26 protein-coding genes and 3 tRNA genes are annotated in these 20,936 nt (G+C 48.2%); 22 read left to right on the top strand and 7 right to left on the bottom strand.

All coding sequences use genetic code 11. The features are described from left to right. Positions 1 to 132: 132 nt before the first annotated feature. The 7 genes from N7U64_RS07615 (at position 133) to N7U64_RS07585 (ending at position 3,577) form a co-directional block, all read left to right on the top strand. Positions 133 to 209 (top strand) — tRNA-Met (locus N7U64_RS07615). Between the two features lie 33 nt (positions 210 to 242). Then, a tRNA-Met gene (locus tag N7U64_RS07610) sits at positions 243 to 319 on the top strand. Positions 320 to 425: 106 nt separating this feature from the next. Beyond that, a complete protein-coding gene (gene tsaE, locus N7U64_RS07605) occupies positions 426 to 872 on the top strand; it encodes a tRNA (adenosine(37)-N6)-threonylcarbamoyltransferase complex ATPase subunit type 1 TsaE (RefSeq protein ID WP_012371663.1) in 447 nt (148 codons plus the stop codon). Continuing rightward, the gene (tsaB, locus tag N7U64_RS07600; RefSeq protein WP_012371662.1) at positions 869 to 1,522 is read left to right on the top strand and encodes a tRNA (adenosine(37)-N6)-threonylcarbamoyltransferase complex dimerization subunit type 1 TsaB; all 654 of its coding nucleotides are present in this window, start codon (positions 869 to 871) and stop codon (positions 1,520 to 1,522) included. Before tsaE ends, tsaB begins: the two co-directional genes overlap by 4 nt. Beyond that, entirely contained in the window at positions 1,515 to 1,970 is a 456-nt protein-coding gene (rimI, locus tag N7U64_RS07595) for a ribosomal protein S18-alanine N-acetyltransferase (RefSeq protein WP_318929155.1), read from the top strand. Before tsaB ends, rimI begins: the two co-directional genes overlap by 8 nt. Then, entirely contained in the window at positions 1,967 to 2,977 is a 1,011-nt protein-coding gene (gene tsaD / locus N7U64_RS07590; RefSeq protein ID WP_413230428.1) for a tRNA (adenosine(37)-N6)-threonylcarbamoyltransferase complex transferase subunit TsaD, read from the top strand. Before rimI ends, tsaD begins: the two co-directional genes overlap by 4 nt. Positions 2,978 to 3,007: 30 nt before the next feature. Continuing rightward, positions 3,008 to 3,577 (top strand): hypothetical protein, encoded by a 570-nt coding sequence (locus tag N7U64_RS07585; protein WP_318929151.1) that lies wholly within the window; start codon positions 3,008 to 3,010, stop codon positions 3,575 to 3,577. A gap of 47 nt (positions 3,578 to 3,624) precedes the next feature. Here the strand turns inward: N7U64_RS07585 and N7U64_RS07580 are convergent, their stop codons facing one another. Beyond that, positions 3,625 to 4,290, bottom strand: coding sequence for a haloacid dehalogenase type II (locus N7U64_RS07580; RefSeq protein WP_318929150.1), 666 nt, complete (start codon positions 4,288 to 4,290; stop codon positions 3,625 to 3,627). Positions 4,291 to 4,449: 159 nt separating this feature from the next. Between N7U64_RS07580 and N7U64_RS07575 the strand changes: the two genes are divergently transcribed. After that, entirely contained in the window at positions 4,450 to 5,103 is a 654-nt protein-coding gene (locus N7U64_RS07575) for a TVP38/TMEM64 family protein (protein WP_318929148.1), read from the top strand. 18 nt (positions 5,104 to 5,121) lie between these two features. Here N7U64_RS07575 and N7U64_RS07570 read toward each other — a convergent pair whose 3' ends face one another. Further along, entirely contained in the window at positions 5,122 to 5,577 is a 456-nt protein-coding gene (locus N7U64_RS07570) for a flavodoxin (protein ID WP_413230427.1), read from the bottom strand. A gap of 106 nt (positions 5,578 to 5,683) precedes the next feature. Beyond that, the gene (locus tag N7U64_RS07565) at positions 5,684 to 6,004 is read right to left on the bottom strand and encodes a winged helix-turn-helix transcriptional regulator (RefSeq protein ID WP_012371654.1); all 321 of its coding nucleotides are present in this window, start codon (positions 6,002 to 6,004) and stop codon (positions 5,684 to 5,686) included. A gap of 183 nt (positions 6,005 to 6,187) precedes the next feature. Here N7U64_RS07565 and N7U64_RS07560 point away from each other — a divergent pair, with 183 nt between their 5' ends. Next, positions 6,188 to 6,586 carry a DoxX family protein gene (locus N7U64_RS07560; RefSeq protein ID WP_214765522.1) on the top strand — a complete coding sequence of 133 codons (399 nt, stop codon included), beginning with the start codon at positions 6,188 to 6,190 and terminating at the stop codon, positions 6,584 to 6,586. Between the two features lie 21 nt (positions 6,587 to 6,607). Further along, complete coding sequence (locus N7U64_RS07555) at positions 6,608 to 7,201, top strand: flavin reductase family protein (protein WP_318929144.1); 594 nt, start codon at positions 6,608 to 6,610, stop codon at positions 7,199 to 7,201. A 66-nt stretch (positions 7,202 to 7,267) separates the two neighbouring features. Here N7U64_RS07555 and N7U64_RS07550 read toward each other — a convergent pair whose 3' ends face one another. Both N7U64_RS07550 and N7U64_RS07545 read right to left on the bottom strand, forming a co-directional pair. Beyond that, entirely contained in the window at positions 7,268 to 7,660 is a 393-nt protein-coding gene (locus tag N7U64_RS07550) for a hypothetical protein (protein ID WP_012371651.1), read from the bottom strand. Further along, positions 7,660 to 9,561: an ABC-F family ATP-binding cassette domain-containing protein gene (locus N7U64_RS07545; RefSeq protein ID WP_318929142.1), complete on the bottom strand. Its 1,902-nt coding sequence runs from the start codon at positions 9,559 to 9,561 to the stop codon at positions 7,660 to 7,662. The genes N7U64_RS07550 and N7U64_RS07545 overlap by 1 nt, the downstream gene beginning before the upstream one ends. A 156-nt stretch (positions 9,562 to 9,717) precedes the next feature. Here N7U64_RS07545 and N7U64_RS07540 point away from each other — a divergent pair, with 156 nt between their 5' ends. The 12 genes from N7U64_RS07540 (at position 9,718) to N7U64_RS07485 (ending at position 18,870) form a co-directional block, all read left to right on the top strand. Next, positions 9,718 to 10,377: a redox-sensing transcriptional repressor Rex gene (locus N7U64_RS07540; RefSeq protein WP_318929140.1), complete on the top strand. Its 660-nt coding sequence runs from the start codon at positions 9,718 to 9,720 to the stop codon at positions 10,375 to 10,377. Further along, entirely contained in the window at positions 10,377 to 10,580 is a 204-nt protein-coding gene (locus N7U64_RS07535) for a twin-arginine translocase TatA/TatE family subunit (protein ID WP_214765511.1), read from the top strand. The genes N7U64_RS07540 and N7U64_RS07535 overlap by 1 nt, the downstream gene beginning before the upstream one ends. 7 nt (positions 10,581 to 10,587) lie before the next feature. Then, positions 10,588 to 11,367 carry a twin-arginine translocase subunit TatC gene (tatC, locus tag N7U64_RS07530; RefSeq protein WP_290828545.1) on the top strand — a complete coding sequence of 260 codons (780 nt, stop codon included), beginning with the start codon at positions 10,588 to 10,590 and terminating at the stop codon, positions 11,365 to 11,367. A gap of 107 nt (positions 11,368 to 11,474) precedes the next feature. Continuing rightward, positions 11,475 to 11,547 (top strand) — tRNA-Ala (locus N7U64_RS07525). A gap of 243 nt (positions 11,548 to 11,790) precedes the next feature. Next, the gene (locus tag N7U64_RS07520) at positions 11,791 to 15,534 is read left to right on the top strand and encodes a S8 family serine peptidase (RefSeq protein ID WP_318929138.1); all 3,744 of its coding nucleotides are present in this window, start codon (positions 11,791 to 11,793) and stop codon (positions 15,532 to 15,534) included. 156 nt (positions 15,535 to 15,690) lie between these two features. Continuing rightward, complete coding sequence (locus N7U64_RS07515; protein ID WP_014971497.1) at positions 15,691 to 15,849, top strand: hypothetical protein; 159 nt, start codon at positions 15,691 to 15,693, stop codon at positions 15,847 to 15,849. Positions 15,850 to 15,942: 93 nt separating this feature from the next. Beyond that, on the top strand, positions 15,943 to 16,389 hold the full coding sequence (locus N7U64_RS07510; RefSeq protein ID WP_318929129.1) for a hypothetical protein: 447 nt from the start codon (positions 15,943 to 15,945) through the stop codon (positions 16,387 to 16,389). 14 nt (positions 16,390 to 16,403) lie between these two features. Then, positions 16,404 to 16,880 (top strand): hypothetical protein, encoded by a 477-nt coding sequence (locus N7U64_RS07505; RefSeq protein WP_318929127.1) that lies wholly within the window; start codon positions 16,404 to 16,406, stop codon positions 16,878 to 16,880. A 20-nt stretch (positions 16,881 to 16,900) separates the two neighbouring features. Next, positions 16,901 to 17,362 (top strand): hypothetical protein, encoded by a 462-nt coding sequence (locus tag N7U64_RS07500; RefSeq protein WP_318929126.1) that lies wholly within the window; start codon positions 16,901 to 16,903, stop codon positions 17,360 to 17,362. An 18-nt stretch (positions 17,363 to 17,380) separates the two neighbouring features. Continuing rightward, the gene (locus N7U64_RS07495) at positions 17,381 to 17,848 is read left to right on the top strand and encodes a hypothetical protein (protein ID WP_318929124.1); all 468 of its coding nucleotides are present in this window, start codon (positions 17,381 to 17,383) and stop codon (positions 17,846 to 17,848) included. 19 nt (positions 17,849 to 17,867) lie between these two features. Further along, positions 17,868 to 18,371 carry a hypothetical protein gene (locus N7U64_RS07490; protein ID WP_318929122.1) on the top strand — a complete coding sequence of 168 codons (504 nt, stop codon included), beginning with the start codon at positions 17,868 to 17,870 and terminating at the stop codon, positions 18,369 to 18,371. A gap of 13 nt (positions 18,372 to 18,384) precedes the next feature. Then, positions 18,385 to 18,870, top strand: a complete 486-nt coding sequence (locus tag N7U64_RS07485) for a hypothetical protein (protein WP_318929120.1) — start codon at positions 18,385 to 18,387, stop codon at positions 18,868 to 18,870. Between the two features lie 54 nt (positions 18,871 to 18,924). Here N7U64_RS07485 and N7U64_RS07480 read toward each other — a convergent pair whose 3' ends face one another. Next, complete coding sequence (locus tag N7U64_RS07480; protein WP_318929118.1) at positions 18,925 to 19,932, bottom strand: iron ABC transporter permease; 1,008 nt, start codon at positions 19,930 to 19,932, stop codon at positions 18,925 to 18,927. After that, positions 19,929 to 20,930: a FecCD family ABC transporter permease gene (locus N7U64_RS07475; RefSeq protein WP_413230426.1), complete on the bottom strand. Its 1,002-nt coding sequence runs from the start codon at positions 20,928 to 20,930 to the stop codon at positions 19,929 to 19,931. The genes N7U64_RS07480 and N7U64_RS07475 overlap by 4 nt, the downstream gene beginning before the upstream one ends. Positions 20,931 to 20,936: the final 6 nt, after the last annotated feature.

Here is a 20,936-nt window from a genome sequence, read left to right as displayed (position 1 = left end):
TTTTCTTTTAAAAGCACTGAAAGAAATGATGTCAGTATAAGTTCTTTTGAAAAAAAGGATCAAAAAATGAAATAAGACTTGTCTTTTTTAAAAGTACATGTTATATTAATATCTGTCGAAACGTTATATCATCGCGGGGTGGAGCAGTCTGGTAGCTCGTTGGGCTCATAACCCAAAGGTCGTCGGTTCAAATCCGGCCCCCGCAACCAATTTTTATAATTCAAATCCGAAACGTTTATCGTCGCGGGGTGGAGCAGTCTGGTAGCTCGTTGGGCTCATAACCCAAAGGTCGTCGGTTCAAATCCGGCCCCCGCAACCAATTTTAAACTTAACTTCAACTTTACTACGAAACGTTCAGCGTTTCGTATTTTTTTTTGTCTTTTTTGTTCGGTACAATGGAGTAAGAGAAAAGGAGGAGGACACCGATGATGGAACTTGAAATGACGAGTCTCGAACAGACGACGACACTTGCCGTTACACTTGGCCACCGTGCCTTTGAAGGAATGGTTATCACGCTTGATGGTGACCTGGGAGCTGGAAAGACGACGTTTACACAAGGATTTGCGAAAGGTCTTGGGGTGACACGTAATGTCAACAGTCCGACGTTTACGATCATGAAAGTCTATGCCGGACGACTGCCGCTCTATCATATGGACGTGTATCGTCTGGAAGGCGGTGATGATATCGGTCTTGAAGAATATTTAAATGGAGACGGTGTCGCTGTCGTTGAATGGTCGGAATTAATTGCCGATGTCCTTCCACCAGAACGTCTTGCGATTACGATTGAACGGACGGGTGATGATTCACGCCGCTTTCGTCTGGAACCGATCGGTGAGAAGTATATCCAACTATGTGAGGGGTTAAAGCAATGAAAATCGTAGCGATTGATACATCGACGAAACAACTGTCTGTTGCGTTATCGGACGGACAACAGATTTTGGCGGAAGCCTCTTATGTGACTTCTTTGAATCATGCGACAAAACTGATGCCTTTACTGGAACGGATGATGCAGGAAGTTAATTGGTCGCCACGTGATTTAACACGGATTGTCATCGCTGATGGCCCGGGTTCATATACCGGTCTTCGGATTGGTGCAACGACAGCGAAGACACTGGCCTATACGCTGGGTATTGATTTAGTCCCGGTTTCGACGCTTGAATTGATGGCAGCATCGGCCGGATCAACCGGACGAATCGTTGCGATTCAGGATGCCCGTCGTGGAACAGGTTTCGTCGGTTTCTATGAAGAGGGTCAACTGGTGGGGGAAGAACAGCATACGGTCATAGCTGACTTCGTCAAGACACTGCCGACCGACACGAAAATCACAGGTGATACAGACAAGTTCACGACGGAACTTCAATCCTTCACTATCGTTGATCCCGCATTCCGTGCACCACGGGCCGGTGTCCTCGCCTTACTCGGTGCTAAACGTGAACCGGTTGAGACCCACGCGTTCGAACCGCGTTATCTGCGTCTCGCCGAAGCAGAAGCCAAGTGGATTGAGGCACAACGCCATGACTAAGGTTACGATTCGAAAAATGACGGTCGTTGATGCACCGGGTGTGCATGCCGTGGAGCTGGAGTCGTTTGCGACCCCGTGGACTTTGGAATCGTTCATCGCGGAGATGACACAAAATCCGAATGCGTATTATCTGGTCGCCGAAACAGAAGAAATCATTGGATTCGCGGGACTATGGCATATTGCTGATGAAGGACATATCACGAACGTCGCCGTTAAACAAAAGGCGCGCGGTACGGGAATCGGAGAAGCACTGCTCGTTGCTTTGATCGAACAGGCGAGACAATTAGGGTTACGGGCAATGACACTTGAAGTACGGGTGTCGAATACGCCGGCACGAACGTTGTATGAAAAGCTGGGCTTTTTATATGCCGGAACGAGAAAACGATATTATCAAGATAATAATGAAGATGCAGCCATCTATTGGTTGAAACTGGAAGGAGACGAGTGATGACACAGCCGTTGATATTAGCGATTGAATCAAGTTGTGACGAGACAGCTGCGGCTGTCGTCCGCGGAGGGACAGACGTCTTATCGAACGTCGTATCCTCTCAAATTGAAAGTCACAAACGTTTTGGAGGAGTAGTTCCGGAAGTCGCGTCCCGTCATCACGTGGAACGGATCACATATGTCATCGATGACGCGTTAACGGAAGCCGGTGTCACAATCGATGAGATCGATGCGATTGCCGTGACGGAAGGTCCGGGACTTGTCGGAGCGTTACTCGTCGGTGTCAGTGCGGCAAAAGCATTGGCATTTGCCCACGGTAAGCTGCTTCTTGGTGTCCACCACATCGCAGGTCACATCTATGCCAACCGTTTGGAACAAGAACTCCGCTTTCCGCTCGTCTGTTTGATTGCATCCGGCGGACACACGGAACTGATTTACATGCCGGAAGACGGCGTGTATGAAGTCATCGGTGAAACGCGCGATGATGCAGCGGGCGAAGCCTATGATAAAGTAGCACGGACCTTGAAACTTCCTTATCCGGGTGGTCCCCGGATTGATCAATTGGCGCAAACCGGTCAGGATACATTCCATTTCCCGCGGATTTGGCTCGAAAAAGAGTCATATGACTTCAGCTTCAGCGGACTCAAATCGTCTGTCATCAATGCGGTTCATAATGCCGAACAGCGTGGAGAGGTCATCATTCCGGAAGACCTGGCTGCCAGTTTTCAAGCCAGCGTCGTCGAAGTGCTTGTCACAAAAGCGATCCGTGCCGTCAAAGAAAAGGGCGGCAAACAGTTGCTTGTTGCGGGTGGCGTCGCGGCCAACCGCGGACTCCGGGCAGGATTGACGGAAGCCTGTTCACGTGAAGGCATCGAACTGGTCATTCCGCCGATGCACTTATGCGGTGATAATGCCGCGATGATTGGAGCGGCAGCGATTCACCCTTACCGGGCAGGCCGCCAATCGACACTTGCCATGAATGCCGAACCTGGGCTAGATTTAAAGTAAGGAATTCGAAAGACATGGGGGAAAAATGGAATGAAAAAAGTCATCATCGTGTTATTAGGTGTACTTGTCATTGTCGCAATCGGCTTACAGATTCGTGAAATCGTCAATGCTTATCAAATCGCTTATAAAGAAGAGCTTGTCCCTGATAAAAAGGCGGTCGAAACGAATACGAAGCAAAAGCCACTGTATGAAATCGGTCGTGCGGAAGGTGAAAAGACACGGATTGAAAAGCTGTACGCCTTTGATCAGACGGTCGATGGCGAGCTGAAGAATGTTGTGATTGTCGACCGGAAGTATGGTTTGACGAACAAAGCGAGTGATGACTTCTTTACGATTGCACCGGGTAAACCGGCAACCGAACAAGAGAAAAAATCATTCCAACCAATGATTGATCGTCTGGATGGAGAGCAAGTCCAGGCAGAGGTCATTTCGAAACACCAGGTCGTTGCCAGTGAAAACAACAAAAAACGGACGTTAACGCTGTATAAAGTATTTTATAAAGATACCGATCAAAAAGAATATCTGTTCTTTATCGAAAAAGACGGTGGACTGAAGCTTGATCTCTTTAAAAAAGGCTACTCTCGTCTGGCCAATTATTAAACAAAAAGCGATGTTTGCCTGGATGATCAGGCAAACATCGCTTTTGTTCATTTCCATTCCAGCAGACCCGTTAAGTCATCATAAATACTGTCCGGATCGAGATTCAGCTCTTCGACGGGCAGACCCGACCGGTTAATCCAGGCTGTCCGGAAACCGAAACTTTTCGCACCGGTGATGTCCCAACCGTTCGATGACATGAACAGCACGTCCTCCCGTTTGAGACCGAGCGTATTGAGCGCATGCATATAGGAAGCGGGTGTCGGTTTATACTGCTTGATATCATCGACACTGATGATCTGGTCAAACCGTCCGGAGAGACCGGATTGTTCAATCAGGGGATCAAGCATGTCATGTGAACCGTTCGAGAAGACGGCGATTTGTTTATCACCCATCTGCTGTAAGACATCATCGACTTCCGGATAATGATCGAGCTTCAAATAGACTTCCATCAGGTCTGCAATATTTTCTTCCGTGACGTGGAGCTTCAGTTGCAGCAAGGCATAGCGGAGCGCATCACGCGTCACTTGGCTGAACGGGACGTACTGACCGTTTAACTGACGTAAAAAGGAATATTCGAGCTGTTTTTGACGCCAGGCCTGACTGATGGCTTCCCCGTGTTCCGGATAGAGTTCCTCTGCTTTCACTTTGACGGAATGGACATCAAACAATGTACCGTAGACATCAAAGACCAGTGCTTTAATCGGTTGTGTCATGATAATCACCTTTCTTGAGTTACATGGTATCTCTATGTAGTTCCCGAAAACGGTCTGAGCTGAAACACACATTGCGAAAGCGGCAAAACGCGTAAGACGGATTGAATTCGGGAATTGCATAAAGTAAGAGCGTTTATTGCCAAAGACAGGAGATATGTTATGACACGCCAGCAACAATTCATCAGGATTCTAGTGCTTGTTCTTTTGATCGGCGGACTGATCTGGTTCAGCCGTTCCTATCTCAACCTCAGTCCGACCGACATCAAGGACTGGATCTTATCGTTCGGAATGTGGGCGCCGATTCTGTATATCTTACTCTATACGATTCGTCCGTTGATTTTTTTCCCGGCATCCGTTTTGTCGATTACCGGCGGTCTGGCGTTTGGTGCCTGGCTCGGAACACTTTACACCGTCATCGGAGCGACACTTGGTGCAGTCGTCGCTTTTTTAGTTGCCCAAAAGCTTGGAAATGGGTTGATCAAGAAAAAGGAACAGGCCGGAAAAATCCATCAGATTCAGCAGCAACTCGAGAAAAATGGATTTATCTATGTCCTGATTTTCCGGCTGTTGCCGATCTTCAACTTCGATTTGATCAGTTATGCCGCCGGACTGTCAAAAGTCCGCTTGTTATCCTTTTTCCTCGCGACGTTGATTGGAATCATTCCCGGGACGTTTGCCTATAACTTTTTAGGGAGCAGCATCGTCTCGAAAGATCCACAACTCATCATCGGTGCAATTGTCGTCTTTCTTGTCTTGACGATTGTTCCTTGGTATCTCCAAAAACGCTGGAAAGCAAAAAAGAACCTCGGCTGAAGTCGAGGTTCTTTCCGGTTAAGCGTGAAGCCGTTGTGCCCGGACAAAAAAATCATTCGCGAACGTACGACAGGCGGCTTGTTTTTCCGGTGTATTCGGATCAAACTCCATCTTAAGCCCTGGGACGACGATCGTCGCGCCGGCAGATGCAAGCGTCTGTTCCAATGTATCGACGGCTGCACAGTATTTCGGATAATCCAAGTCACCGGAGCCAAAGGCAGCAGCGGCTAAGCCGTTTAACGTACTTTCCCCCAGCTCGTCGACGAAGTCCTCCGCTTCATACGGTAAATCGCCGTCCCCCCATGTGTAGGAGCCGAGTAGAACGGCATCATACTGAGAAAAATCGGACGGGTATAACTGATCGAGCTCTTGTATATGAACCGTGCAGCCCTTGCGCTCGAGTTCCGACTGCAAGATCTGCACGATGTCTTCTGTATTGCCGGACATGCTGACAAAACCGATCATGATGTTCATCTGAATCATCCTTTCTCCAAGACATGAACATCTTTAGTTTAATTGATAATCGTTCTCAATACAAACAGAAATAAAAAGCCTCTCCCAAGTGGAGAGACTTTTCATGTCAGTCTTGGAGCTCGGCCCATTCTTCGATTGAACGAATGACAGGTTCAAGCTGACGACCTTTGTCAGTCAAACTGTATTGAATTTTAATCGGACGTTCCGGAATGACGGTCCGGATCACAATACCTTCCGCCTCAAGTTCCTTCATGCGCTCCGTTAACATACGACCAGACAACTCCGGAATCGCATCTTGAATTTCGTTGAAACGACAGGTCTTTGTCATGAGATGACGTAAAATCAAGCCCGTCCACTTCTTGCCCAAAATTTCAAAGGCATGTTCGACTTTCGGACAAAGGGCAGTCGGAATCAATGTCTCTTCCATCAGCACTCATCCTTTCTATATTTGTAGTATACCCGCTTCTACTAAAAAAATCGAATCATTTTACTTAATGTAACAAAAAGAACAAAAACAAATCTATTTACTTTTAGTAAGTGATAGTTTATAGTCTTATTTGGGTTACTAAAAGTAATTAAAAAACATTAAGTAAAAGGGAGTTTGAGAAAGATGATGGATTTAGGATTATTTTTAATACGCTTGGTGATTGGCTTAACATTTGCCGCACACGGGACACAGAAATTGTTTGGCTGGTTCGGTGGACACGGGATTGAGGGGACAGGCGGCTGGTTTGAGTCGATCGGCATGAAACCGGGTAAAACACTTGCGCTTGCGGCAGGACTTGCGGAACTGGTCGGCGGCGTACTGTTTGCCGGCGGTCTCTTCTTATGGTTCGCAGCAGCACTGATTATCGGATCGATGCTCGTTGCGATCATCAAGGTGCACGGTCAAAATGGTTACTGGGTGACACAGAACGGGTACGAATACAACATGGCACTGATCGTCATCGCTCTTGGCGTCGCCTTGATTGGTGCTGGAGACTATTCACTCGCAGCCATGCTCGGGTAAACAGAGAAAGAGGTTATAACAATGAAGTTTGATGCGCGGTCACTCAGTCCAAAAGAAAACTATAAATTGTTGATCGGGAGTATCATCCCGCGACCGATTGCTTTCGTCACGACAAGAGGAGCGGACGGAACAATCAATGCTGCCCCGTTTTCGTTCTTTACCGTCGCCTCAAGTCATCCGCCTCAACTGTTGATTGCCGTCCAAAAGACGGATCAAGGGGAGAAGGATACGGCTAAAAATATCTTGTTAACGAAAGAATATGTCATTCATATCGTCAGTGAAGAGATTGTCGAAGCGGTCAACGAGACGGCAGCACCGCTTGCTTACGGCGAAAGTGAACTGGAGCGGACGAATCTGACACTGATTGACAGTGATTTGATTGATGTTCCCGCGGTCGCAGAAGCAAAAATCCGGTTTGAGCTGAAGCTGACGCAACACATTGAACTTGAAACAGCCGATTTATTGATTGGCGAAGTCATCCGTTATCATGTCGCAGATGAACTGGAAGAGTCCTTCCGGATTGATGCAGACGGATTAAACGCGATTGCCCGTCTTGCCGGCAATGACTACGCGAAAATCGGTGACATCTTTACGATTGCGCGTCCTACGAAATAAGACAATGCCATACAAATAGACGAGGAAAGCAGATATCGAATCTGCTTCTCTCGTCTTTTTTGTGACTTACTCCATTTTATGGCGTTTGCTGTACTGAAAACCGTCGAGCAAATAAAACAGGACGGCAAGTGCCCAGATTCCGACACAGCTGATCAAAAAAGCGACCAGTGGTGAGACAGCGCCGTAATACATGATGATCATTGGATCATTCAGTTCGACGAACGACTGAATCGTCAACAACGTACAAATCAGACCGGACAATAAACTAATGAACAGTCCGCTCCACGTTTGGATGACAAGTCCGATCATGCAGGAAATCAGGATGAACAACGGGTACACAGCATTAAACGCATCCGGACGAATGAAAGCCGAGACATAGTCCGCATACATCGGGACGAAGTAGAGGACACCGGACAATAATCCTTGGATCAGATTGATCAGATAACTTTTCGATCGCATCAGTGAAACGACTCCCACTGTTCCATCAGCTCAAGCAAATCGACGTCGATCTGATCACGTTCTGCCGACAGGGCGGTCGCTTTCGGAATATCATTAAAGATTTCCGGTTCACACAACAGCTGTTCGATTTCAACCGACCGGTTCTCCAACCGTTCGATCTCTTGCTCGAGCTGTTCGAGTTGCTGTTTCTTCTTACGTGCTTCTTTTTGGGCTTCCTTGTCAATCGTCTTCGTCGACGCGACTTTGATTGCTTTCGCTTCTTCCGCTTCAAGACGGGCGATTTCTTCTTTCTCGGCTTTTTTCTCCATGTAATACGAGTAGTCACCGAGGTAATCGGTCACACCGTCTGAACTCATTTCAATGACACGCGTCGCGACGCGGTCAATGAAGTAGCGGTCGTGGGAAACGAACAGCAGGGTCCCTTCGTAGTCGACGAGGGCATTCTCGAGGACCATCTTCGAATCAAGATCCAAGTGGTTCGTCGGCTCATCGAGGACAAGCAGATTCGTTTTGCGTAACTTCAGTTTTGCGAGCGCCAGGCGTCCGCGTTCTCCGCCGGATAATTCATGGACGAGCTTAAAGACGTCGTCTCCGCTGAAGAGGAACTGACCAAGCACAGACCGGACTTCCTGTTCGCGCATCAACGGCCATTCATTCCAAATTTCATCGATGACCCGGTTGCGGTCATTCAGTTCCGCCTGCTCCTGATCGTAGTAACCGATTGAGACACCGGTTCCGAACCGGTAGTCTCCGAATAACGGTTTCAGACGGCCGACGAGCACTTTCAGTAGTGTCGACTTGCCGATTCCGTTTGGTCCGACGAGCGCCAGTGATTCCGCGCGTTGCAGACGGAACGTGATGTTTTTCGAGACGGCTTCTTCATAGCCGACTGCGAGTTGGTTGACCTGCAGCACATCATTGCCGCTCTGCTTTTCAATCGGGAATGACAGAACCGTACTACGTTCGTCACCGTCCGGCCGGTCGATCCGGTCGACCTTTTCAAGACGTTTGCGGACGCTTTGCGCCCGTTTTGTTGTCGTTGCCCGGGCGATGTTGCGCTGGATGAAATCCTGCATCTTCGCGATATCTTCCTGTTGCTGTTCGAACTGTTTCATTTCCTGTTCGTAGAGCGCCGCTTTTTGTTCGAGATACTTCGTATAATTACCGGTAAACTTCCGGGAGACGTTCCGGGACAATTCATAGACGACGTTGACGACTTGATCGAGGAAATACCGGTCATGGGAAACGATCAGGACAGCGCCGCGGTAACCGGACAAGTAACTTTCAAGCCAGGACAGTGTATCGATGTCCAAGTGGTTGGTCGGCTCATCGAGAATCAGCAGTTCCGGTGCCTGCAGCAACATCTTCGCGAGGGCGAGCCGGGTCCGCTGTCCACCGGAAAGCGTCTGAATCCGTCGGGAATAATCGTCCGGATAAAAGCGCATCCCGTGTAAGACGGAGCGGATATTGGCTTCGAACTGATAGCCGCCGGCTTCCGAGAAGTCGTGTTGTGCCTGGTCGTACGTTTTAAGGAGACGGTCATAAGCGGCCGGATCATTTAAAATGTGTTCCATGCCCATTTCAATTTCCATCCGGCGAAGTGCCCGTTCCTGATCCTGCAGATGCTCAAAAACAGTCAGCATCTCGTTCCAAATTGATTCGTTCGACTCGAGTCCGCTGTCCTGCGCGAGATAACCGATCCGGACTTCCTTGCTTTTCATGATCTCGCCCGAGTCATGTGACAGCTCCCCGGCGATGATTTTTAAAAGTGTCGATTTTCCGGCACCATTTCGTCCGACGAGGGCAATCCGGTCCCGTTCCTGTACTTCGAGTTTAATATTGTCTAAAATCGGCTCGACGCCGAATGATTTTGAGAGTTGGTTTACTTGTAAGAGAATCATATCCATCCATCCTTCCACCCTTTAGTCTATCACGAAAAATCCTGCCGAATATAATATTTGTTACTCTATGTGAAGTGGTTTACAATCAAGGGGAGTAGAATTCTTTGCATTGATTTGGGTGCCACGTCAGAACGTGGCCGAAGGGGGAACTGCAGTATGAATGGGCCAGACACAAAAATACCACAAGCAACGGCGAAACGGCTGCCGTTATATTATCGTTTTATCCAGAGTCTTTATAACTCCGGCAAGTTGCGCGTCTCGTCAGCAGAGCTCAGCGAAGCGGTCAAAGTCGACTCCGCGACGATCCGTCGTGACTTTTCCTACTTTGGGGCGTTAGGGAAAAAAGGGTACGGTTATAATGTTCAACATTTGTTAACATTTTTCCGAAAGACACTCAACCAAGACGAGGTCACGAATGTCGCCTTAATCGGGGTCGGACATCTCGGAACGGCGTTTGCAAATTATAACTTTTTAAAGAATAATAGTACTCGTATCGTCATCGCGTTTGACGCCGATGAGGACAAGGTCGGAACGACGACGCAGGACGTTCCAATTTATCACGTCTCGGATATGAAAGAACAAATCCAAGCGAACAATGTCGATGTCGCCATCTTGACGGTACCGTCTCAGTTCGCCCAGTCAGTGGCAGATGAGTTAGTTGAGTATGGTGTGACCGGCATTTTGAACTTTACACCGGCCCGGTTGAATGTACCGGCCCACGTTCGGGTGCATCACATCGATTTGTCAATCGAGCTGCAGTCGCTCGTGTATTTTATGAAGCATTATTCGCAATCAGCTGAAGGAGTGAAATCATAATGGAAAACTTAATCCCGTTAACACTTGGTATTGGACCGGGGAGCATCGCTTTGATCGGTGTCGTCGCCTTAATCATCTTCGGACCGAAGAAATTACCGGAACTCGGCCGCGCCGCTGGTCAAACGTTAAAAGAGTTCAAGAGCGCAACGAACGGCATCATGGAAGATGATAAGGACAAAAAGGACGAAATGAAAGAGAAGTGAGTGAATCATGGCGATCGATCAAGAACAGAGTGTGACATCGCACTTAGATGAACTGCGTAAGCGGATCATCTGGTCGCTCATCATTGTAGTGGTCATGTTTATCGCAGCCTTTCCGCTCGTCCGGCCGCTCGTCCGTTTCTTACAGGCCGACTTAAAGGAACTCGGAATCGGGCTGAATGCGTTTAACGTTGTTGATCCACTGATGTTATATCTGAATCTTGCGTTCATCATCGCAATCGTCTTGGCGTCCCCGTTTTGGATGTATCAGCTTTGGGCATTCATCCGTCCCGGTCTGCACGACCAAGAACAAAAAGCGACGTTGACGTATATTCCCGTGACGTTTTTCTTATTCCTTGCGGGTATTTCATTTTCTTATTTTTGGCTGTTACCGTTTTTACTCGAAGTATCGACGGAACTCGGGCAAGAACTCGGAATCGAACAGGTCATCGGGGTCGAGAACTATTTCAGCTTTCTGATCCGGTTGACGATTCCGTTCGGTCTGTTGTTCCAGTTGCCGGTCGTGACGATGTTTTTGACACGGCTCGGACTCGTGACGCCGTTCTTCATGCGGAAGAATCGGAAGTATGCGTATTTTGCGCTGTTCGTGATCGCGGCGTTGATCTCACCGCCCGATATCACCTCGCACTTGATGATTTCTGTTCCGTTGTTCGTGTTATATGAAATCAGTATCCTGATTTCGGCACGGACGTACAAAAAAGTGCTGATTCTCGAGCAGGAGGCTGAACTCGAACGACAGGCGGATATGATGCGTGAGTTGAACAAATAATAGAAGATTCTCCTTTACCCGCAAGGTGAAGGAGATTTTTTTGTAAGCGGTCTAATTTTATATTGAAAAAGTGAACAGCAATGGTTATACTCATTATAGAAACACACGGGGGCTTAGCTCAGCTGGGAGAGCGTTTGGCTGGCAGCCAAAAGGTCGTCGGTTCGAGCCCGATAGTCTCCATATCGCTTTACTTGAAAACCCTTGGGCAACCGGGGGTTTTTTTGTGTCTTCAGAAAAAAGGTTTCTTTTGATAAAAGGTAAATGAAGGATGTTAATTGGTTCATATGCCATAAACCAACAATTATTTTTAAAATACTCCAAATTTAAATTGTATATTAAGAGAAAATTAATTAAACTAAAAATACAGAATTTTTGTTTAATAGGTTTTGTTCCACATTACATTTTTGGAAAAGAGGAAAAAGAATGAAGAAAAAGAAGATTGCTCTGATGGCGGCAGCCCTCATGACATCTTCCAGCCTAGTTCATGCTGAGGGAAATGTATCATCACAAAAAGTGGATGTACAAAAGCCACAAGCACTCTCACTGAAAAAAGCGGGTCAGGAAAAGTCATACAGCCAAAACGAAAAAGTACGGATTGTCGTCGAACTCGATCAAAAAGCCGCGATTGAACATGCGCAGGCACAGAATAAACGCTACAGTACGTTAAGCAATACGGAAAAAATCATTCTCAAGAATCAGATCGTCAATAAACAAAAAGAAGTCAAAGCAGCGATTGCTAAAAAAGACATTGCGGTTTCCTATAAAGAAAGCTTCACGACCGTCCTGAACGGTTTCAGCGGTGAAGTCAAATACGGTGAAATCAAAGAGTTGAAAAAGTTAAGCGGCATCAAAACCGTACATATTGCACATGAGTATGCGCGTCCGGAAGTCGAAAAAGGCGCAACACCAAACATGTTACACAGTAAAGACATGGTCAATGCAAAAGAAACATGGCAGGATTACGGCTATAAAGGGGAAGGCACCATCGTTGCCGTCATCGATACGGGAATCGATCCGACCCATAAGGATATGGTCCTCAGTCCGGAGACGAAAGTTGATTTGACGTCGTCAAAAGTCGAAGGCTTTAAAGCGTCAAAAGGATTAAAAGGAAACTACTTTACGGAAAAAGTCCCGTACGGTTATAACTATGCCGATCATGACAGTGAAATCCGTGACCTCGGACCAGGCGCTTCGATGCACGGGATGCACGTTGCCGGTACGGTGGGTGCCAACGGCGATGAAACGAACGGCGGGATTAAAGGGGTGGCACCGGAGACACAACTGCTCGCAATGAAAGTATTCGGCAATGACCCGGGGATGCCGTCGACATTCAGTGATATTTATATTAAAGCGATCGACGATGCAATTGCGCTCGGCGCAGATGTCATCAACATGAGTCTTGGTTCAACGGCATCGTTCGTCCAAAAAGATGATCCGGAACAAAAAGCGATCGTCAATGCGATGAACAACGGGATTTTATGTGCGATTTCGGCCGGAAACTCGGCATTCGCCGGAAGCGGAGCCGGAAACCCGTACGCGTCGAATCCGGATGTCGGAGTCGTCGGTTCACCTGGACTGATCAGCGAGTCGCTTCAAGTTGCGTCTGTTGAAAACACACAATTGACACTCGAAGGTATGGCATTAAAGGTTGACGGACAGGATGCCGGTTACCTGGCCTACCAAAAACAAGATTCACCGAATCCAATTGCGGTCTTTGATAAAGAGAAGATGGATGTCGTGTATGTCGGTGACGGCAGTGAACCGAACTATGCGGACAAAGACGTCAAAGATAAAGTCGTCTTCGTCGTCCGGAACGGTAACTTTAACTACGCGATGATTCAAGCGGAAGCTGAAAAACAAGGAGCAGCCGGCGTCATCGTTCGCGGTCGTGTCGAGCACGGTGATTATGTCAGCATGGCGCTCAATAAACCGACGATTCCACTCGTCTCGTTGAGCATCGCAGACGGTAACGAGCTCGAAGCGAAAGCAAAAGCAGGTAAAGCATTGACGGTGACGTTTGACGGGAAAGCCGTCTCGACACCAAACCCGGTCGCAGGAGAAATGTCTGATTTCACCTCATGGGGTGTGACACCGAATCTTGATTTCAAACCGGAAATCACGGCACCGGGCGGAAAAATCTACTCCACTCTCAACGCCAATGAATATGGCGTCATGAGCGGGACTTCGATGGCAGCACCACACGTTGCCGGCGGAACAGCACTCGTTATGCAACGTATTGATAAAGACTTCAAAGTCAGTGGCGCGACACGCGTTAAACTCGCGAAGACCATTTTGATGAACACGTCCCGTCCGCAACTGGATTCAGGAAAGTACAATCAGGAAGCGAAGACCGGCAACTACTACTCACCACGTCGTGAGGGAGCCGGACTGATGGACTTGCATGCAGCCATGAAAACACCGGTCGTCGTGACAGAAACGAAGTCAGGTGAAGGGAAAGCGGCCTTGAAACAAGTTGGCGACAAGTTCAGCTTTACGCTCGACTTGAAGAACTACAGCAATGAAAAACTGACGTACAAACTGGCCGGAACGGTCCAATCGGATCTCGCTGTTCAAGGGCAGAATCTGCTTGAAGCCAACGGAATCTTCAAAAAAGGTACAGTCGATGCGGTCGACGCGAACAAAGGGACGTTCCCGATTTCCTTCACGGTCGGCTCAAAGAAAGCAAGCTCGGTTTCGATCAACGCGAAGAGTACGACGAAAGTCAATGTCACAGTGGATCTAAAAGATACAGTCGATTGGGCAAACGGTGCGCCTCTTGAAACCATCTTCAAAAACGGCTACTTCGTCGAAGGTTTCGTCCGTCTGATGGATACGAAGAGCAAAAATCCTGAATTGACGGTTCCTTATGTCGGCTTCAAAGGAGCATGGGACAAAGCACCGATCGTCGATGCACCACTGTACGATGAAAACACGTTCTACGGCATCACAGGTCTTGCGACAGAAGTGAAGGATAACTACAACTTCCTCGGAACGAATGCTGCAGGCGACGTCGTCAAAGAAAAAGTCTCGTTCTCGCCGAACGGAGACGGCAGTGCCGATGAGGCCTTCCCGATCCTGTCGTTCTTACGGAATGCGAAAAAGGTCGAGTACTCGATTCTTGACCGCAACAAAACAACACTCCGTAAACTGGAAACGCAGTCGGATGTCATCAAAAACTATTATGACGGCGGATCGGAAGACGGTTACACACCGGTCACGAATGCCGCGTGGGATGGAACGGTCAATGGTGCAAAAGCCAAAGATGGTCTGTACTACTACCAAGTCAAATCGGTCGTCGATTATCCGAATGCGAAATGGCAGACGGCGTTATTCCCGATCTACATCGATACAAAAGTTCCGGCAGCAACTGTCAAATGGGATGCTGACAAAAAAGCAGTTTCTTGGACAGCTGGTGACCAAGGAACGGGTGTCGCGTCATTTGATATCTTGGTCGACGGAAAAAGTGTCTTGAAAGAGCCGCTTGCTCCATCTGTTAAAAATTACACGCTGACGGATCTGCCAAGCCGCGCGAAAGTCACGTTCGTTGTAACGGATTATGCGGGTAACAGCGTGAAGAAAAACGTCAACACTTCAGGTGTCGACAAAACCGTTCCAAGTGTTCAAATTGATACACCGGAAGCACTCGGCTTAACGACATCACAACAAGTGACGGTTTCAGGAAACGTCGCCGATGAGTCCGGCATCAAATCATTCAAAATCAACGGAAAAGCTGTTAAATTACGCTGGGATGCTGTTCAACAACACTATGCATTCAGCCATGACATCACGTATACGACGGATGGTGTGAAGTCGTTTAAAGTCGAAGCCTATGATGGAAAAGGCAATCGTGTTGCCTTCAGCCGTCAGGTCATCATCGATTCGGAGCGTCCGACAATCCGCGTGACAGCACCAAAAACCGTTTCAAGCAAAACGAAAACAGCGAAAATGACGATTGTCCTGCGCGACAACTACGATGAGTTACGCTTTGATCTGAACGGTAACGCCGAATACCGCCGTTCGTTCAAAGAACCGTATGAAATGCGTGCGTTTAAGAAAACAATCAACAAGACCGTTACCTTGAAAAAAGGTAAAAACGTCTACAACTTGAAATTGAAAGACCTTGGCGGCCATGTCGTCGAGAAGAAAGTCGTCATCACGAAGAAATAAGGAGTGGAAGACAGTGTTGGTTCCGGTGGATGTCTGCCGGAAGCGACACTGTTTTTATTTTATGGTCCAGTGTGTTGCAGAAATGCTTTTAGTGTTTATCAAGTTCCGGGAAGGGGAAATTTCTGAATAGGTTATTTTTCTTGAGGGGGAACTCCTATGAATCCATTTACTACACTCATCGCCTTTATCGTCGGTTGCCTGGTCCTTTATCTCGGGATTCGGGATAAGAACGGTTGGTTGATCGGCGTCGCCATGATTCCGCTCGCCATCGTTGCATACAGTGTCATCTATCTAATCATCCAAGTCTCAGCCTAGAAACTTCTTTTTGGAAGTTTCTTTTTTTTTGAAACATAACCGGTAAAATGTAAGTATATTACAGTAAGAACCAACGGAAAGGAACGTGTCTGTATGCAAGCGATAACAGTCCAGATGGAATTACGGGAACTCTATCAACATATGCATCAGCGGACGACCGCTAAACTGTGGGGCGTCTTGGCACTCTTCTTGTTTGCCAGCAAGCTGATGGAACAACCTGTCCTTGCTTTGATTATTCCGATTCTCTATTGCATATATGATGTCGTGAGGCAACGCCGGCGTTTTCAAATCGTTGCCCGTCACACCTCCCAAAGATCAGCAGACCGTCTGTTTCGTCTTCATGTCGGCGTCGGAGTGTTTCAATACGGAGCGCTCGCAGTCTTGATTCTTCTGACGGCCAATCGGTCAGGTACGACCTTTTTGCTTGGACTGTGTCTTTTCGTCATCCCGTTTTACTGGCTCTGCCGGCGTTTCTTGATCTACCGCTCCAAACAGATTGATCCGACTTATATCAGTGAAACAGAGATTCAGCAGGGATGAAGGAGGAAAGTCAGATGCAAACGGCAAAGGACGAACGGTTACATGAACTGACGCTTGCCTATATCGACAAGAGTCAACTGCAAAAAAACGGCTGGCTGATGGCTGCCGTGGCGGCGACGCTCGGCATTTTTTCGGAAACGATGGATTCCGCCCTTTATTTGGGTCTGTTGCCGCTTGTCTATCTGATTTTTGATCTTCCGTTTCAGCTGGAAAAACGCAGGATTTTAGAACGGTATCTTTCCAAAGATCAGATCATGACACAAACGATGCTATGGCTAGGAATTCAGATTGTGTTATATGGCTCATTGCTCCTGGTTGTACTCGAAACGAAAGGACTGTCTTTATGGAAGATTACGTTTTGGGTAATCTTGATTCTCGCTCCGCTTTATTTTGCGACCGATTGGCTGTTTAAGAAGATGGCGGGGTCGGGAGATCCTGACTTCGTCAGTGATCAGGAAGTGCATAAGCACGTAAAGGACCTGGAAGAATGACAGCTAAAGGAGAGAACATCATGCGCACGGCACGGGACGAACGGTTACATGAATTGACGCTAGCTTACATGGAGAAAGACCTATTAGGAACGAGGTGGTTATGGACAGTTCTACTTTTGATGGGGATCGGGATTTTAATGACATGGTTTGATTCGGTTCTGCTGACGCTGTTGTTTCCGGTTGCTTTCCTTGGATCCAATCTGCGTTATCAAGTCAAAAAACGCCAGATTCTTGAATCGTACGTTGGTGAAGAACTAGCAACGACATACTGGCAATTTTGGCTTGTCCAAAACGTTGTGTTGAGTGTTACTTTTGCCATCCTTTTGATACTGACGGTGGATTTGTCGTTTTGGCAGATCTGGGGGACGATTCTGATTATCCTGATCCCGATTTACGTGGTGTCTGAATGGTGGTTTAAACGCCGGATTCGGCGCGATGATCCGGATTTTGTCAGTGATCAGGAAGTATACAAAAATGTATAAAGTAGGAGCTAACATCAAATGAATACATTGCTTGAAAAAAATACACGGTTAAATCTGCTCGGACCGCCGCTTAAAAAACTTCAACATCTGATTCCGGTTCCGGTTTTATTGTTTGCCTTAATCGGCTGGTTCATTCCGGATTTTTGGAAAACGGGACTGTTTACGTTATTTTCGATTACGGTACTTTGTCTCGCAGGTGTCGTCCGGGAAATCATGCGTCTACGCATTTTAAAGGGACGTTTGGAAACTGATTTATATGAACAGACCGTTTTAAAAGTCGGTCGCGCCTCGATGATTGGATATCTTGTCCCTATGATTTTATTCTATGTGGGATACATCTTTCCTCAGTATGCAGATGTTTCTTTTACGATGATTTTGATTTGGGTGCTTGTAATCAGCTTATTTGTTTCCAAATTAAATCGCGGTGCCAAACATCTTGATCCTGCTTTTGTGACGATGCGGGAAATCGAACAGTACCGGAAGTGAAGAAAAAAGGGGTGAACAGATGAGAGAAGGATTGAGCACATACCAGAAATGGACGACCGTCAGCCGTCGTCTGCGGACTTACGTCATTGCCGGCTTATTTTTAACGATCGTTTTGTTTTCAAGAAGCCTGCCGTTAACGGAAATGGGGTCCGGCGTTTTGATACTTGTGCCGTTGTTTGTCTATAACGGGTTTCAACGAGCGATTCAATTCTTCTTCTTGCAACGTCATACCGCCAGCCGGAAAATCGGTTTTGTGTTCGGCGGCGTAACGTTACTGGAAGCGGTCTATCTAATGGGTGCTGCATTCATTGCACCGCATCTTGGACATATGGGTTATCTGTTCCCGTTAATGTTATGGATTTCAGCTATCCTACAATTTCAAAGATGGACCGACCGTACTGTTCAAAACAGTCAAACGCTTAAACCGGTGAGGCTGAAAGCGAAAGGGAACGAATATCAGTATCAGACCGGTGACGGGATTGAAATGGAATGGGACAGACATGACGGAATGAAACGACGGTAGGGGAGGTCAGGGAATGGACAATACCAAACAGCAACGAACACTTGATTATCTGCGCTTCACGAAACGTGCCCGGCGTGTTCAGACGGTATTTTTTCTACTCGTGTTGGTCGTCTTTTTGTTTTTGGCAGATGATCTAAACTTCGCCGAAGTCTCGATGCATTACTTTTTACTGATTCCTGTCCTCGGCTACCAATGGACGGTCCGCTTGTTGAAGTACCGTTATTTCACGAAACGATTTGACCGGATGGAAGTCTGGGATCATCTCGGATTGCCGTATATCGTCATTACAATTACCGAGCTTTTACTTGTTGTGGCGTCCCAGTTCTTGATTCCGTATGTGTCGCGACCAGCGCTGATCGGACCGATTCTGGTCTTTTTACTGTCTGTCTTGTCACTCGACCGTCTCGTCGATTCCCGGATCAAACGACTTGATCCGACGCATTTATCAGAACGCGAGCTGATTCTTGCGGAACGGGAAGCGCGGCGGGTTAAATATTGAACAACAAAAAACGAGGAGCGGAGTAAATATCCGGACCTCGTTTTTTTGTTGTCGTTACTTTTTCAGCAGCAGATAGATAAAGTACGGAGCACCGATCAGGGCAACGACGATTCCGGCAGGCACACCATCCGGACCGGCAATGTTGCGTCCGATCGTATCCGCCAAGACAAGCAGCCAGCCGCCGATCAACAGTGCAATCGGCAGGAACCATTGATGACGGGGACCGACGAGCGCCCGGGCGATGTGCGGCGCCATCAAACCGATGAAGGAAATCCCGCCGGTAACAGAAACGGCGGACGCAGCTAAGGCAACGGCCGTCAGCAACAGTTGAATCCGTTCCTTTTCAATCGAGACGCCGACGCCGATCGCAACCGGTTCGTTTAAGGCGAGCAGGTTGAGCTTATTTGCTTTGTACAGTGTAAACGGAATCAGGACGATCAGCCACGGCAGTAAGGCATAAACAAACGTCCAGTCCGTTCCCCAGATGTTACCGGCCAGCCATTTGGCGATGAAATCGACCTTTTCACGTTTCGTTGAAGAAATCAGAATGACCATGATGCCGGACAAGGCCATCGAGAAACCGACACCGGTCAAAATCAACCGGATCGGTTGTAAGCCGCGATTCCGGTCGTACGAGAGTGCGTAAATTGCGACAGCGGTCACTAAAGCACCTAAGAATGCCGCAACCGGTAAGCCGTAGATGAATGAGCCGACATCCACCGGGAAGTAGAGGAAGAAGATGGCGACGGCGACCCCGGCTCCTGTATTAATTCCGATGATACCGGGATCCGCCAGTTCGTTGCGTGTGATGCCTTGGAGGATCGAACCGGACAAGGCGAGCGCCATCCCGGCGAGCAGCGTGATGACAATCCGCGGCAGACGGAGTGAAAATAAAACAAAGTCTTCTTTGAACGAGCCTTGTCCGAGCAGGGTCGGCAAAAGGCGATCGTAAGAGAGAGAAGCCGGACCAAGACCGATACCGACGACAATCGTACCGAGCAATAACAGGCTTAACAGTAAAAAGATCAAGCGTTGACGGCGACGTAAACGAGTTTCCATCATGAGAAAACGTGACCTCCTTTACGGACGATCAATAAAAAGAACGGCAGTCCGAGCATCGAAACGATCGCAATGACCGGTGTCTCGTACGGTGCAAACAGCGTTCGGCCAATTGTATCGGCAAGCAGCATGAACGTCGCTCCGAACACAGCGGTCATCGGCAGAATATACCGGTAATCGGTTCCGACGATGGCGCGGACGATATGCGGAATCATCAGACCGATGAAGGCCATGTTCCCGACCAACGCGACGGCGGCACCGGCCAGGAGGATGACGACGACGTACAACACGGCTTTGATCCGGATGATGTTTTGACCAAGACCAAGTGCGACTTCTTCCGACAGGCTGAGAATCGTCAACTGCCGTGAGAAAATCAGTGCAATCAATGTACCGATGACGATGACCGGCGTGATCGCTTGAAGCTGTCCCCATGTCGTCCCGACGAGACCGCCTGACGTCCACTGGGAGACGTCCTGAGCAATTTTAAAATAGATGCCGATTCCTTCCGCGATCGCATACAGGAAGGCGGAAATCGCGGAGCCGGCAAGGACGATCCGAAGCGGCGAAAAGCCGCCTTTTCGGGAAGCACCGATGCCGAAGACGAGTGCAGCGCCAAGGGCTGCCCCGAGGAAACAGGCGAGCATGATGCCGTAGTAGTTGATACCGGGAATGAAGACGAGTGCCAGGGCAAGCGCCGCATTGGCACCGGCTGTTAAACCGAGCAGACCGGGGTCAGCGAGCGGATTGCGGGTCATCGCCTGCATGATCGCCCCGGAGATGCCGAGGGCGGCCCCGACGAGAATCGCTGCCAGTTCACGCGGCAGCCGGATTTCCTGAATGATTTTTGCTTTATCGTTGAGCGGACCAAACGTCAAGGCGTTCCAGACTTCGCGGATCGTCGTATCAGCCGCACCAAACGTCATCGATAGCCAAAACATGATGACGAACAGAATGAGTCCGAATGAAATTTTTAAGCCAAAAGGCAGTCGAGCGGATGACACGGATAT

The organism is Exiguobacterium sp. K1 (genome assembly GCF_033721435.1).
Taxonomy (GTDB): Bacteria; Bacillota; Bacilli; order Exiguobacteriales; family Exiguobacteriaceae; genus Exiguobacterium_A; species Exiguobacterium_A artemiae.
This window is presented reverse-complemented; position numbering and strand designations above follow the sequence as displayed.

Coding starts and splice junctions, on each gene's coding strand:
- N7U64_RS07490 (WP_318929122.1), top strand. CDS start 17,868: ATGAGAGAAGGATTGAGCACATACCAGAAATGGACGACCGTCAGCCGT.
- N7U64_RS07515 (WP_014971497.1), top strand. CDS start 15,691: ATGAATCCATTTACTACACTCATCGCCTTTATCGTCGGTTGCCTGGTC.
- N7U64_RS07560 (WP_214765522.1), top strand. CDS start 6,188: ATGATGGATTTAGGATTATTTTTAATACGCTTGGTGATTGGCTTAACA.
- tsaE (WP_012371663.1), top strand. CDS start 426: ATGATGGAACTTGAAATGACGAGTCTCGAACAGACGACGACACTTGCC.
- N7U64_RS07480 (WP_318929118.1), bottom strand. CDS start 19,932: ATGATGGAAACTCGTTTACGTCGCCGTCAACGCTTGATCTTTTTACTG.
- N7U64_RS07540 (WP_318929140.1), top strand. CDS start 9,718: ATGAATGGGCCAGACACAAAAATACCACAAGCAACGGCGAAACGGCTG.
- N7U64_RS07570 (WP_413230427.1), bottom strand. CDS start 5,577: ATGAACATCATGATCGGTTTTGTCAGCATGTCCGGCAATACAGAAGAC.
- N7U64_RS07535 (WP_214765511.1), top strand. CDS start 10,377: ATGGAAAACTTAATCCCGTTAACACTTGGTATTGGACCGGGGAGCATC.
- N7U64_RS07505 (WP_318929127.1), top strand. CDS start 16,404: ATGCAAACGGCAAAGGACGAACGGTTACATGAACTGACGCTTGCCTAT.
- N7U64_RS07545 (WP_318929142.1), bottom strand. CDS start 9,561: ATGATTCTCTTACAAGTAAACCAACTCTCAAAATCATTCGGCGTCGAG.
- N7U64_RS07580 (WP_318929150.1), bottom strand. CDS start 4,290: ATGACACAACCGATTAAAGCACTGGTCTTTGATGTCTACGGTACATTG.
- N7U64_RS07520 (WP_318929138.1), top strand. CDS start 11,791: ATGAAGAAAAAGAAGATTGCTCTGATGGCGGCAGCCCTCATGACATCT.
- N7U64_RS07575 (WP_318929148.1), top strand. CDS start 4,450: ATGACACGCCAGCAACAATTCATCAGGATTCTAGTGCTTGTTCTTTTG.
- tsaB (WP_012371662.1), top strand. CDS start 869: ATGAAAATCGTAGCGATTGATACATCGACGAAACAACTGTCTGTTGCG.
- N7U64_RS07555 (WP_318929144.1), top strand. CDS start 6,608: ATGAAGTTTGATGCGCGGTCACTCAGTCCAAAAGAAAACTATAAATTG.
- N7U64_RS07585 (WP_318929151.1), top strand. CDS start 3,008: ATGAAAAAAGTCATCATCGTGTTATTAGGTGTACTTGTCATTGTCGCA.
- tatC (WP_290828545.1), top strand. CDS start 10,588: ATGGCGATCGATCAAGAACAGAGTGTGACATCGCACTTAGATGAACTG.
- N7U64_RS07495 (WP_318929124.1), top strand. CDS start 17,381: ATGAATACATTGCTTGAAAAAAATACACGGTTAAATCTGCTCGGACCG.
- N7U64_RS07485 (WP_318929120.1), top strand. CDS start 18,385: ATGGACAATACCAAACAGCAACGAACACTTGATTATCTGCGCTTCACG.
- rimI (WP_318929155.1), top strand. CDS start 1,515: ATGACTAAGGTTACGATTCGAAAAATGACGGTCGTTGATGCACCGGGT.
- N7U64_RS07500 (WP_318929126.1), top strand. CDS start 16,901: ATGCGCACGGCACGGGACGAACGGTTACATGAATTGACGCTAGCTTAC.
- N7U64_RS07565 (WP_012371654.1), bottom strand. CDS start 6,004: ATGGAAGAGACATTGATTCCGACTGCCCTTTGTCCGAAAGTCGAACAT.
- N7U64_RS07550 (WP_012371651.1), bottom strand. CDS start 7,660: ATGCGATCGAAAAGTTATCTGATCAATCTGATCCAAGGATTATTGTCC.
- N7U64_RS07510 (WP_318929129.1), top strand. CDS start 15,943: ATGCAAGCGATAACAGTCCAGATGGAATTACGGGAACTCTATCAACAT.